8 protein-coding genes are annotated in these 13608 nt (G+C 50.4%); 2 read left to right on the top strand and 6 right to left on the bottom strand.

Features of this window, described 5'->3' with window-relative positions; genetic code table 11:
• The 6 genes from AAX04_RS08855 to AAX04_RS08830 all read right to left on the bottom strand — a co-directional run.
• A partial coding sequence (locus tag AAX04_RS08855) for a hypothetical protein (RefSeq protein ID WP_066797077.1) occupies nt 1-6210 on the bottom strand: 6210 nt, incomplete at its 3' end.
• A gap of 267 nt (nt 6211-6477) precedes the next feature.
• Nucleotides 6478-8412, bottom strand: a complete 1935-nt coding sequence (locus AAX04_RS08850; protein ID WP_066797072.1) for a protease pro-enzyme activation domain-containing protein — start codon at nt 8410-8412, stop codon at nt 6478-6480.
• A gap of 123 nt (nt 8413-8535) precedes the next feature.
• The gene (locus AAX04_RS08845; protein WP_066797069.1) at nt 8536-10002 is read right to left on the bottom strand and encodes a hypothetical protein; all 1467 of its coding nucleotides are present in this window, start codon (nt 10000-10002) and stop codon (nt 8536-8538) included.
• 93 nt (nt 10003-10095) lie between these two features.
• Nucleotides 10096-10311 carry a hypothetical protein gene (locus tag AAX04_RS08840; RefSeq protein WP_156519784.1) on the bottom strand — a complete coding sequence of 72 codons (216 nt, stop codon included), beginning with the start codon at nt 10309-10311 and terminating at the stop codon, nt 10096-10098.
• 78 nt (nt 10312-10389) lie between these two features.
• Nucleotides 10390-11304, bottom strand: a complete 915-nt coding sequence (locus AAX04_RS08835; protein WP_066797063.1) for a glycosyltransferase family 4 protein — start codon at nt 11302-11304, stop codon at nt 10390-10392.
• Nucleotides 11305-11536: 232 nt separating this feature from the next.
• Complete coding sequence (locus AAX04_RS08830; protein ID WP_238377848.1) at nt 11537-11998, bottom strand: 30S ribosomal protein S24e; 462 nt, start codon at nt 11996-11998, stop codon at nt 11537-11539.
• A 424-nt stretch (nt 11999-12422) separates the two neighbouring features.
• On the opposite strand from AAX04_RS08830, the gene AAX04_RS08825 reads away from it, so the two are divergent.
• Nucleotides 12423-12746 (top strand): hypothetical protein, encoded by a 324-nt coding sequence (locus AAX04_RS08825; RefSeq protein WP_156519783.1) that lies wholly within the window; start codon nt 12423-12425, stop codon nt 12744-12746.
• A 158-nt stretch (nt 12747-12904) separates the two neighbouring features.
• Nucleotides 12905-13447, top strand: coding sequence for a PaREP1 family protein (locus tag AAX04_RS08820; RefSeq protein WP_066797050.1), 543 nt, complete (start codon nt 12905-12907; stop codon nt 13445-13447).
• Nucleotides 13448-13608 lie beyond the last annotated feature (161 nt).

Genomic DNA, 13608 nt, shown 5'->3' with positions numbered 1-13608 from the left:
GACTAGGCTATTACCGAAGAACACCGCAACGGTCTGGTTTGCAAGTGGTCTACTGTTCCAGTCCTGCACCATGGTTAACGGGGCGTAGTACACGGTCACTGTGAAGCTACCGGCTAGGGTTGTCTTGACGTACTGGTCGCCGTCAGTGGTTGGGAACGTCATGCCCTCATCAACCCAGCCACCCAACTCCTTACCAACAAGCCTATAGTAGCCGCCGCTCACGTAGGCTCTCGTCACAATAGCGTTTGTGCCGGCGTATAGTTCAACGAACGGTATGTAAACGTTAATTGACTTACTGGCCACTATCGGCGTTATGAAGCTCTGCACTGCACTTAGTGGCAATTCACCGGTGTATCCATTGACCGTCACTGGCTGGCCCTTGTAGTTGTATAGGTAGAATACGAAGCTCTTGGTGTAGCTTGTGTAAGTCACGTTATACACGTACTTTACGTAGTACGATATGCTTAGGTCCATTGATGGCTCAACGAATGCCAAGACGTTGGTCGGGGTCGTACTGCTCTTTAGGGCTGCCAATACCCTGGTTGCGTTCACTGAGAAGGTTGAACCAAATATGTACATGGCTGGCAGCGTGGTTATGGCACCGAAGGGTAGTGACATTGGCGTGGCGTAAGTGTAGGGTTTGCCCACCTCCGTGCCATTAACGTAGAATACGTAGCCTGTGGCGTTAACACCTGCGCTGACTGTTGCATACGGTATCGGTGACGGTGGGGTCATTGTGTTGTACACCTGTATACCCTCAAGGTACACTGTGGGTAATGCCAGTGAGTTAGTTGACACATCCACGTTACTGCCCAGCGCCTTACCCTCAACAACGCCGTACAGTGCATACAGCGGCCAGAAGCCGGCGCCAGTGCCGAAGCCAACTCCAGGTACACCCTCACTCATGTCACCGCTGACAGTGGCGGTTACCGTGCCATTTGGTAGTGAGCTCACGTATATGGTGCTCCAATTACCCGTGACGTTGTAGGCGTTTAGCACAGTGAACACTGAGGCGTTAACGTAGGGTAGGGTGACTATGGCATTGGTTGGCGCATAACCCGTCACTGTTACTGATAGCCAGCTTGGCTGGTTTGGCGTGTTCCGAGTGCCTAATACGTAGACCCTGGCTATCCTCGCGAAGTACAGTGCATTAGCTGCCTCGTTACCGGTCGCCGCGGCGCCAATGCTTTGGGCTAGGCTTGTGTAGCTGACCAGTATCTCGGTTAGGTTGTAGGTTGGCAGTATTGGCGTGTAGCCGGCGGTGTTGGGTGCGTAGGTTGGTATGTCAACTAGGGCTGTGCCGCTTGGGCCTATTGAAACCAGTAGCGTGAATGGTGAACCGAAGTAGTTGGCCCAGCCAACAGGAGTGCTGGCTGTGGCGAAGGGCAGCGTCGTGGCGTTAACCGGAACTATACTCCACCATACTAGGCTCTGGCTTGCCCCAGAGCCTGTGGTATACACGGTAGTGCTGCTACGTGATAGGTAGCCGCCCATTGAAGTTGATAGGACTGGCTGAGTCTCGAAGGCCCAGCCTGAGCCAACACCGTAAACCGTTATTATGACATTCTCGCTGGTTATGCTAGCTGTGTGAGCTAACACCTGTGTTAGCAGTTTGGCGGCTGTTACGTTGGTTAACTGGGTTAGTATGCTTGGGATGCTCACTGTGAAGGCCATGGGCACCCACCTGCCCACGGCTAGGTTGTAGTACAGCGTCAAGTTCTTAGTGGCCACGTCGACGGCGTAAGTGCCGGTGCTGTTGGTGACCAGCAGCTGTATTACGGCGGTTGCGTTGATTATTGAACTACCCGGCTCAACGTATATGTAGGCTTCGAAGGTCCTTAACGCCAGGGCGGCCGTTGACGGTGAGAATGATACGGTTACGCTACTGTTGAATGAGTTGAATGTACCAGTGGACACTGGGGTACTGGGTGTCAGTGTGACCTCGGCTGATAACTCATTCAACTTAACCGCATCTGATAGGGCCGGTGGCCACAGTAGGCTGACGTACGGTTCAGTGACGTACTTAGTGCCGGTGGTGGTGAATGAGAATATTGATGAACCAACGGTAACGTTGGTTATGTAGGCTGTGCCATTCCATATGAAGTTGCTCATGGGCAGCAGCATAGGCATCTGACCTGGGGCGAATACTTCACCCTCCAGGTTTGGTAGGTAGTAGCTTATTAGGGCGTACTCAGGGTACGGTGAGGCGTACTTGGAGTAGTCAATCAAATTAGCTATGTAATCCGTGCCGTACTCGGCAATGTAGGTTGGCGCTATGGCATAGGCCTGGCTCACGGTCTCGAATGGAGCTAACGCAGTACCTAGGTAGCTCTGGGCCCAGTTAATTATGCTACTTGGCACCGTGTTGCTGGGTATGAATACCTTGAACAATGCATCGTAGAAGGTTATTGCAACCACCGTGTTTGGTACGTTGTAGAATAGGCTCTTGCTCTTGACGCTTATCGTGGTTGGGTAGACACTGCTAACTATGACTATTGAGTTGGGTGGTACTGACACTGCTTGCCCGCCGACGTAAACCGTGTAGCTGCTAACGAACTCAATGGTGCCGTTTGCGTAGACTAGGGTTATCATTCCAGGCGGTGGCACTATTACGTTGCCGCTGAAGACCTCGTAGCCTAGGTAGAACACCTTACCGTACAAGACCTGGTTAGGCATGAATAACCTAGCCAGGTAGCCCTCAATGGCCTTGCCATATGGGTATGACGGTACCTTGAATATTGCGTATGGGCTGCTGCTTGATGCATTGGCCAGGTAGACTGCGGTTAATAGGTATGACTGGTTGTTTAGGACGTCACTGTACAGGCCCTCGCCTAGGGCTATTGACGTTAGGTTGTAGAATATGCCGGCTAACCTGGTGTAGAGTGGCTTGGCGCCAGCTATGCCTATTAGGCTGAAGAAGGTTAGGTTCCAAGCGTAGTTCGGGTACTGGTACCAGACGCTTGAGCCATTGTATGGGCTGTAGGCGTCGTAGATAACAAGCGTTGTGTTCATCCAGGTTGCCGCACCTGGCAGTAGGCTGGCTGGGTAGACTAACTGGTTGGCCAGTACGTTGTTCTGCGTGTCAACTACGTAGACGTGTAGGTTCTCCACGTAGACAGGTAGCTCAAATGTGTAGTAGCAGGACGTGTTAACCGGTATTGAGTACATTGAGTTGTAGTAAACCATCAAGTCCTCGTCAATCTGACCCCTGGTACCGAAGGTGTAGGCCGTTACACCACTTGGTAGGCCCAGCCAGGCTGAGTACTGGCTGTAGGTCTGGTTCCACAGGTACTGTAGGTAGCTGTACGTCCAAGTTGCCTCGGTGCTTGGTGAAATTGTCCTAACCTTCAGCGCGAAGTAGCTGTTAGGCATTATGTAGCTCGCGTTAATTGGCACATTCATTATCAGCACGGTGCCGTAGTTAGGCAACCCAGTGACCGGATTCGGTGGTGGTAGCTGGAAGCCCACAATATGGCCGCTGGCCACGTACTCTGTTGTGCCGTTGCTAATACCCTCAAACATCTTCTGACCAGTGACCGAGCTGTAGGCAGCAACAACGAAGCCAGGCAGCGGCGTCGGTGGCGTTGTGGCATTGGTCACCACCTGGAAGACTATGTCAATCAGTGGGAAGTAGACTAGGTTAACAACCGTTGGCTGTAGTGTTATTGGTGTTGTTATGGCCTGCCTTGTGAATGGGTTGACAGGTGGCATTACGTAGCCGAAGTAGTACAGGGTGAAGCTGGCCGTTGGGGTCACTGTGGATACTGGTACACCCCACATGTTGACCTGCACTGGGTACTGGAGCACGGTGTATGGGTAGGCGAAGGCTAGGGATAGGTTGAAGGTTCCGTAAGGTGTTGAAACCTCAACAACACCCTGAGTCAGGGTCTGGTTGCATAGGTTAACGAACTCAACCTTATACAGCATAACCTGCACAGCCGTGTAGGCAGTCTCAGATAGTATAGTACCGGTGGCTACAGCTATCTGCTTCTCGGGGCCTACTGCATACAGTGTATTGTTGGCCCCAGTCCCACTACCGTAGTAAGCCTTGAAGACTGGGGCAATTAGGTAGCTGTTAACGGCAGCTGGTGCAAAGCCGAAGGTGCTGTTATATGTGTAAGTTGCGCTGAAGACACCTGAACCAACCATTATTGTGCCGTAGTAGAGTTGCAAGTTGAAGTAGACTGTAGCCGTGGTGTTGTAGTAAACCGGCGATGAAATTGTTAGGACACCTGAACTGCTTGACGTAACGTATGCTGAACTGAATGTACCCATGAATGTGGGTACAGGTAGCTCAATTACCGGTGACTGGGCTAAGTTACCATAAGCTATGTGGTAGACTTGTAGCGTTGGGAATACGGCCACAGTGCTAGGTGTTGTAATACCTGGTTCACTCAAATACACTACCTGGCCTGTTGCCAATAGGCTTAGGCTGCTTATGCTTGGGCCGGCGTAGAGCATTGCCTTAAGCTGCTGTGCCTTCTCAACAAGCAGGGGCTCCTGCATCGTGGCTGGGACACCATGGGTGTATTGAGTTACGAAGAATGTGACTGGAAGTAGCGAAGTGTAGATATCCTCTATAACCACGTTGGGTGTGTTGCTCTGTATGGCGAGGTTAACTAGGGCTGATAGGTTCAAGAAGGCCACATCCCAGGTGCCACTAGTGGTCTGAAGCTCAATACTAAGCGCCATATGCTGTGGCGAAATTGGAGTGGCTGACGGTGCCTTTGGTGATGACGGACTGGCGTATACAGCACCAGTGAATTCAACCGCAGGTATTGTGAAGCCTTGGAATAGGAAGCTTATGGGTAATGGACCGAACAGTATCTGACTGTACTGCGGACCTAAGGTAACCTCAAAGAGCAGCGATGCTGTTGGTGAGAACATGTAGGTTGAACTGGCCAGTAAATTACCCTTAATGTCTAATATGTTCATAGCCTGTATCGTGATTAAGCCACCTGCAACAACTAGGTCAGGGAGACCATACGGGAAGTATGATGAGACAATAATAAAGTCATCAAAGTAGAAGTCATAGCCAACTAATGTGCCACCAAGCAGTAGGCTACCGTTGTAGTAACCCCCATAGACGTAGTTAGTAGTTGAGTATACTGGGACTGTTACGTAGCCTTGTGTACCTGGGTTGTAGTACTTGTAGGTTACGTTTATCGTGAAGTAGACTGGGTTACTTGAACCACTCTGGGCGAAGCCTACCAGGTGGCCTTTCTGGAATATCAAAGCGGGTAGGTATATGAAGGGCCCGAAGGCAACGTACTGGACGCCATATATGCCTGTGCTGAACTGAGTGGCCATTGGGTTGTAGGGGATTGAGGAGTTGACTATTATCGGTGTTCCGTTGTAGTACTCGGCGAAGGATAGGGCAAGGTTAGGCCATACTGATGACAAAACCATAGCCGCCGGTGCGGTGGTGACTAGGTCTAGGCCAAACCAGATGTATATGACGTTCAGGCCGGTCATGGGCATTGCGTAGTATTCACCGGTAGTACCGTTAACAGGCACCATTATCATGTAATGTCCACCGTTGGGAGCCTTCAGATAAGCTGTATGTGGTGGTGAGGCAGCGCTGGTTAAATTAGTCAATACTTCGCCAAGTAGGCTGGGTGCGGTGGTGAAGTTGAATATGACCCATTGGTAGCCCTTGTAGTTAAGCGTTACTATAATCATCCAGCTGGCATTGAATGATGAATAGTTTAGGCTTTTTGGTGAAACAGGTAGCTTGAAGCTATAGGTGAAGCCGCCTGTACTGTTTGTGGTCACTGTAAAGCTCTCACCAACCAGCAAGCCAATATCACTTGGAATTGCTGTGTTGAAGTAGTTTAAGTAGGAGCCAGGCACTAAAGTGCCGTTGGGGTATTTTATATCCGAGGCGTTAACTATGTAGAATGTTATCGTCTGACTGGCTATACCGTAGTAGGCTGGGACAGTACTGTAAAGTAGTTGGTACATATACCATACCATTGGGTATGATGATCTTACAGTAGTATTTACATATGTTAATGGTGGTTGGGCGTATGCTAGGTTTAGTGATATTGTGTAGGTTTGATTAACTATCTTTACCGTTGGCGGAACTGGTGGACCGGGTAGTGATATTGCCTTAACCGCGTGCCCCACCCCCACTAGGGTGAGGGCTAGGGCCACTGCGAGTATTGGCAGTAGTTTTGTTATTCCGTATTTCCCGGATTTACTGGACATAGGCCCCTCAGGCAACCACCCCTATTTAAAGAACCCCTTGTGAACCATCATGGAACAGTTAAAATAAGCCTTGGAACCAATGAAGCTACTCATCACTCACCCAGTTTCATTAACCCCCAGTTGCAAACAACACCCACATCTTCAGTAGCGCCAGTGAAAATGCATTGATGCTTAATAACGCCTAGGAAAATGTAAAAGGCTTACCCAGAGTCATTTAATTGGAGGAATAATCTCTTGGTTTTAATCGAATTTGAATCACCAACCTAATTACCTGCTATTAATCAGTTCTAATGCGCTGCTCAACCCATAGACGTTTATCTGCCCAAGCCCATTAACAGGGTTCCAGCGTCCCTGCAGGACCCAGTAGACTCCATTTTGTCCACCCAGGGATTGGAACATGAAGCCCGGTATCCCGGTTAAGTAGCTCTGCAGTGGTGCCGTGGTTTGCGTGGCGTAGAACATGCTTGGGTAGTTCTGGTAAAGTAGGTATAGTGTTGGGGCTAGGTCACCTATGGTGAAGGTTGGCATAGTGCTTTGAACAGTGGCCATCATTCCTGCTGATAACGGTGTTGCTAGGCTAGTGCCACCCACGATGTATGGTGGTATGACGCCGTTAAGCACAATGAGAACCCCCGTGAATGGGTTGGCGTCAGCTGCTATATCAGGGACTCCCCTATGGCCCACTGTGTAGAAGTCAATGCCCAGGTTTGGTTCGTAGACGAAGGGCCTCTCGTAGGTTATGTCAATCAGTGATTGGCCAATGGTCTCCGGGAAGGTGAAGGAGTAGCCGCCACCAGTCCCCCACATGAAGAGCGGGTTCCAGTTCCAGGCGTACTCTGTGCGGGTTACCATGAACGTTGGCGATATTGTGGCGTAGAGCGTCGTCCCACCAACCCCCGTCACCCATGGGTCACTGGCCGGGTATATGACGCTTGGCTCTATTGGGTACACGAATAGGTCGAAGGCACCCCAGTCACCGGAGGCGGCGAAGACGCCTATGCCCTCGGCGGCGGCCTGCATGAATATTTCATCATAACCGTAGAGTAGGTTGTAGGAAACCGGTGGCATGTAGAATACGTCCTCTGGGGCACCCCAGCTTAGGCTTATGAAGTTGGCCAGTTGATTAGCCACAACGTACTCCACGGCAACGAACAAGTCGTCACCTGAGTCAGGTGAGACAACTAGGAGTATGTTTGCGCCTGGGGCCATGGCGTGGGCATACTCGATATCAAGGGCGGTCTCCCCGGCCCAACCCTCAGCGATGCCGAGGTTATACGGTGTCAGTATGGGCATGCCGGTTGGGTATATGACCTGGCATGATGGCGGATTAGGTAGGCCGAATATCTGGTCGAAGGTGTACAGGTCATTACACGCTACGTCCTGGTAAGCCAGTTGCTGGTTGGCTATGGTGAAGTTGAAGTCACCGAAGGCATCAACAATGGCTATAGTGTATCCTTGGCCAAGGTAACCGCTAATGAACACCGGATACTCATCGTATATGAACTCAAGCCCGAAGGGTAGCCATATTTCAAATGGGTAGGCGTAGAATTGACTTGGCCTACCTAAGATTGTGTAGGCTGGTTTCCCATTAACCTTGACGGCGTTGTTTAAAACCTGGCTGACGGTGTAACCTTGGGGTAGCGGGGTCTTGACGTAACTGGGCTTGTAGACTGGCCCCTTTGAGTTGGCTGCGAAGTATCCGATTGGTATGCACTCACCGGCTAGTATCCACTGCTGGATGTTACTGGGCGCTGATTGAAGGGCAGTTAGGAACCCATCCACTGCTGATGCCGATCCAGAGGCCTCTATGAGCATTGGGAACGTGTAGAGCACAGTTAAGCCGTATTGACTGGCTAGGCTAGTTATGTAGCTTACCACTGAGCTCGGTGGTGAGTACCATGAGGCGAATTGGGATGGGGTTATGAAGCTGTGGAAGTATGGGCTGGTTGGGTTGTAGTACATTTGGCTGAGTAGGTAATTTAGGCCGTTGGGCGTCGTGACGTTGCTTAGCCTAAGCCAAACCACTACATGGCTTGGGTTTGAACCAGATATCCCTGGTATTATTTCAGCGCAGGTGAAGTACTGCGGCGTAGTTGAGGGTGTCTGTGAGGGCATTGGTGCATGGGCCATGGGTGCAACCAGTACTGCAACCGCCAATGCTATTGCCACTGATAGGATTGACAGGTTGCGTACCGTAGACATATAGGTACAGTTAGGTGCCCTCCTTTTTAAGTATTCTCAGGCTAACGCTTTAACCACACACTTTATGTTTTACTTAATTTACTTAATATAGTAAAGTGGAGTGCTAGGCAAGGAATTTTTACGTCACTGCGTTGCATTAATTAATCTACTTAGGTTGCCTAAATCTCCCACCGCCCACTGGGCGTATTGGAGGGCCATTGGGCAGTAGGTTCTGATTAGGTATAGTGAGTAGGCTAGCTTAACAATTGATGTTGCGTTCAAGGCCTTAAGCGTTGCAATGCCCCTACCCGCATTATAGGCGTTATTACATAGCCCTAGGTTGGCCATGGATAGGGTTAGGTTGCCTAGGGTTAGGTTAAGGTACCTCTCGATTAACCCCCTCATTGAGTTAGGTATCGGTATGGCCACTATCGTGGCTCCCCTGCTCCACTTCAGATAGCCCATAGCCGCCAACTTACTCATTGTTTCGTTAACATCCCTTAATAGTTTAACAGTTTCATTAACCTTAGCCAACTCAAAGTACTGATTAACCGTGGTGCTTAATGAACCATTTACGTAGCTTAGGTAAACCTCCCTAATCAACGCCTCAAGTAGGCTAAGCTCCGTTGCATTGCTCTTAAGCCCACCGTATATGCTGGCTGTCTCGTTGATTAGTGAGGTGGCGTTTAGGCATATGCCCCAAGCCTCACCCACCTTAACCCCATGCGAACTCAATATGGTTAACGCCGTGCTTAACCTGTTTACAGTGGCGTAGGAGGAGATTAACCCCGTTAAGTTGCCGCTGGCCAGTAGCCTAGTTAACGTTTCGTTAAGCTCCTCGGCGTACTTAGCCATAGCCGACTCAAGGGCCTTAACTATGTACTGCCAGTACTCCGTTAGGTTCAGTGAGGCTAATTCACCAATACCCCTATACTCACCCACGCTCACGTAGACTAGGGTGGCCGCCTCAACCTTACCCTCAAGCCAATTACCCAACCTACCCCTGAGGCCACTCAAGGTCTCGTTGAGGAGCACCGTGGCGTTGCCCAACACACCCTCAACCCCCGTGCAACTGGTTGAATTCAACCTGGCTAACTCAGCCAGTAGTGCCTCTGCTTCGCTGCGTATTGTTGAGTTGGTGGTTAGCCTAATGACCGTGTTTAACCTCGCCTCCGCTAGGCTGGCTAGGTTAATGCAGGTGTAATTGACCTTACTAGCCCTTGTGGCGTTTGACATTACCATGCTCCAGGTCTCAGCCTCAAGTTGAATAGCCCCAATTGCCTCATGAAGGGCGTCGAGGCACTGCCCACGGCTCAAGCTCTCGTTGGCGGTGATGGTTAGGTTAAGGGCACTATCTAAGGTACCGTTTACCAATGTGGACTCCCCCACTGTATTAGCCACCAACCGAACCCTCTGGTAAAGGAGGAGGCTAAGCTCCACGTGAACCCTAGCCGCAGTGCAGGTGGCGTTCTGGCTAAGGGACACAGTACTATTACTATATATAGTATTACTCAGGGATGAGGAGCTAGCCGCGGCGTGCAGCGTCAATACTCCAAGGGCCACGGCGACGCCAATAATTAATATCAACACCACCAGCCTAACCTGACCCATAGCCCTATGGGTGCCGTTGAATTTAAAAGGGTTAGTCCATGGAACCACGGTTCCGCACGATTTCGCATCACCGAAACGGATGGCTTAAGCGCACTATTGGGTTGCAGCTATGTTGAGGTGCGTTATTAAGGCCTTCTTGAAGTTACCGTAGCTGAATATCATGGACCTAGCCATCACGGCCTCCCTGTATTCAGCGTTGGCATCTAGGGCGTTTAACACTTGCTCAGCGGCTTCGTTAACCGTGTTGAAGCCGAACCCAAACCTCCCCTCCTCCACTACATCAAGCCAGGCACCCCCATCCCTATGCACCACCGGCACAGCCCCGGTTGATAACGAGTAGACAAGTCTCGTCCCTTCTAGGGGTGGGTTGTCCCATTGCGTGGGGTCTTATGCGTCAGGTTTATTAACCCCTGCTTTACTAGGGTGTTTAATAACCCCGCAATAGGCGGGGTAACAACCAAGACCCCCGGCGTGAAACCCCACCCAACAAGGCAGGGAGGGGGTCATATGGCCTCCACTATGGTTATTCCCAAAGTGCTCAGCTGGGTGCGTATGCAGGATTGCCCTAGCCCTGCACATGAAGTCGGCCTTAACCTCCTCAGGTACGTTTGGCAATACTTCAACGGCGCCTTGACCCAGCTCCTTAAGGTACCTAACCCTGGCCATGGAGTCGGTTAGTCCCATTATCACGAACCTAACGCCCGGTCTCCTAGCCCTAACCAACTTAGCCACCTCAATGAACTCCTCCCACGGCTTGCTAAGCCTACCAACGCCGATTACTAAATCCTCCTTAAGCCTAAGTGGATCACCCCGGCATTTAACTGGCTTAACGGGTGGGTGAATCACAACCACATTGCTGACGCCACAACCCTTAAGCCTAGTCAGCGTCCATGTTGAGTTCGCCGCGATAACCCTGGCCTTTGTTGGGAATAGTAGTTTTAGGTGGACTGAGCAGTATGGGTAGTGAACGTAGCCTAAGTCAACCCAACCCCTAAGGTCATTGTAAGCGGCATCAATAACCACGTCGAACCTGCTCCTAAACCTAACGTAGCGTTCATAGGTGAGTGAATAAACCCCCTTAATAAACCTGAATAAACGCCAATACGTACCTCCATTAGGGCCTGGAACACCCCTCAATACATCAGGCTTTTCGAAGCCATTACCCCATTCACCATCGAATGTTAAGACTGTTGTGAAGTAGCCTAATTCCCTAAGAACCTTAACCATGTATGCTAAAACCCTCTCACTGCCAGCCCACGATGCACTCCTCTCCCTATACACCAGCAGTGCCCTACCCCCCACGGCGTATACTGATAATTCTCAGTCTTAATAAGATTAACCATGAATGGTGCATTCGCTTAATGCCAATGCCTCTTGGATCAAACCTGCGGAGACTGATTAGTGGGTTAGTTGCTAATGGCTTAGGTTTGATTAATGGTGAGCTAGGTTTTAGTCGATGCGGTTTTAGCCCTAAGGAGATGCGGCAATTGTAATGCATTTCTACGTATCGATTAGTCACCTTGTATTAAGAATGTTATCCACCGCCCTTGGCCGCAGGTTTCTTGGCTGCCCTCCTCCTGCTCCTTATCTCATCCATAATCTTCTTGGCCTGGTCCTTAGGCATGTTCCTAAGCTTAACGTAAAGCGGCTCAACAAGCTCGGCAATCTTCTTATCCGAGTATACATGAGCCTCAACGGTGGAGATCCCTATCCCATACCTGCTGTATACGTGGGTTACGTAGACAAGCTCCTCATCAACGCCAAGGGCCTTGGCCAACTCGCTCCTCAACTGGAGTCTCTGGGGTGTGGGTAAACCCACGTGGTAGACTAAGGCCTTAACCTCCTTACGCTGGAGTAGGGGGTTGTTAAACTGGTCAACCACCTTAACCTGCACCTTACCAACCTCAACACCCTCAGGTAGCGGTGATGGAACTAGGTTAACGCTAACCTCACCTCCACCCTGACCCTGCTGCGCCTCACCCTGACCCTCACTCATCATTAAGCCCACAGGGCCCCCCTTTTTAACACTTAACCAGCGACTGGCGCCAAGCTTAATGCTATCTTAACTGCAGTACACCGGATGCCGACGGCGCTTCCCGGCTAGCAGTGATTACCTAGTTACTGGGCTTATGAATGGCCATTAGCTAGACCCCATATAGTGGGGCAACCCCACCCCTAGAAGGGGTGAGACTTGACTGCTTTCATGATGTACGTTTTGTCGTAGCTATTGTTCACCGTTTCCCTAAATGGCCTGGTGAGGGTGGATTCAGTGGGAGCTGAGCCATGGGTTAGAATGCCGGTGCCAGGGTAATTAGGGACATGGCCTACTAACCATCAATGGAACCCACTGGAGTGGTGTACTCACCATGAGGAAGGCTATAAAAATAAGTGATGGGTAAACCCCCAATAGGTGGGTGAGTGTGGGTTCAGACGTAGGGCTTATAATGATAACGACCAGGGGTAAAGTATGGCGTTGGGGTAAGCACCGCTTCGCGATGGTGGTGAAGGATAGTGAGGTTGTGGAAATTGTTAAGAAAACAACCAGTAAGCACACACGCATCCAGCTAATACTCAATAACAGTCTGGCACGCCTAATCTACGACGTTACACCAGCAGTAAGAAAAGCTGGCAACAAAGAATACCTAGTGCTTCGGTTGGTAAGGCAACTAAACAGTACATGGTCGACCCTCTATCTGGCAGGAGAAATACCCATTGAAATAATCATCCCCAGCAAAACACAATGACAACCTTCCTTGTCCTGAAGGGCGAGTGGCGTTAATAGATGCTTCACTCCATACTCCACGTGGGGCGGGATCACCCCTAGAAAGGGCAAGACTTGCCATTCGTTATCACTAATCGCAGCATCTTAAAGGGTTAAAAATTCGTGAGGGTGATTAGAGGGATGGGTGAGGTTGGTTACTTGGACTATAGGAGTAACCCAGGGGCATATGTTTACGCTAAGGTCCTTGATGGGTTGGTTGAGGCTAGGCTAGCCCTTGAGATGCTGGATAGGGGTTTAATGCAGAATGCAGCCGCCAAGGCATTCATGAGCGTTAAGTCTATAGTAAGTGCCCTGGTTGTGAATAATATCAGCAAGTTAATTGAGGGTAAGCCCGATAGGGAAAGGGATTGGTATGAGAATGTTGGCTACTCAGCGCCAATAACGGGGTTGATAGGGATATCTAGGGATTTGGGGAGGCTGGGGATTGATGTGGATAGGGTCGTTAGGATAGCCCTATCATTACACAGGTTCTCCTACAATGGCCTAGACCCGAACCTAGTTGATTACAGGAACCTACATGAGGTTAGGGGTGATGTGCTTGAAGTGGTTAAGTGGGTCATTGGGGTGGAGGTTCTGTTTAAGGGTATTTGGGATGATAGGTTGAGTAGGGAGGTTGAGGAATTGAGAGCCCTGCTCAGCAGACAGGGCGTTAATGAGGGATGATTAATATTGGTAATTGACAGCACACAACAAGTCTCGCCCTTTTGGGTGGGGTTGTCCCACTACGTGGGTCTCATGGAGATAGATTTATTAATCCTAGCTTTGCGTAGGTGTTTGGTGCTTGGGTTGGTGCCCCCGAGAGGGGGTTTCCCTTACCTCAGATG

The organism is Caldivirga sp. MU80, assembly GCF_001663375.1.
GTDB lineage: Archaea > Thermoproteota > Thermoprotei > Thermoproteales > Thermocladiaceae > Caldivirga.
This window is presented reverse-complemented; position numbering and strand designations above follow the sequence as displayed.

Excerpts from the sequence above, each read along its gene's own strand:
- AAX04_RS08850 (WP_066797072.1), bottom strand. The coding sequence starts at position 8,412 with ATGTCTACGGTACGCAACCTGTCAATCCTATCAGTGGCAATAGCATTG.
- AAX04_RS08845 (WP_066797069.1), bottom strand. The coding sequence starts at position 10,002 with ATGGGTCAGGTTAGGCTGGTGGTGTTGATATTAATTATTGGCGTCGCC.
- AAX04_RS08830 (WP_238377848.1), bottom strand. The coding sequence starts at position 11,998 with ATGAGTGAGGGTCAGGGTGAGGCGCAGCAGGGTCAGGGTGGAGGTGAG.
- AAX04_RS08820 (WP_066797050.1), top strand. The coding sequence starts at position 12,905 with ATGGGTGAGGTTGGTTACTTGGACTATAGGAGTAACCCAGGGGCATAT.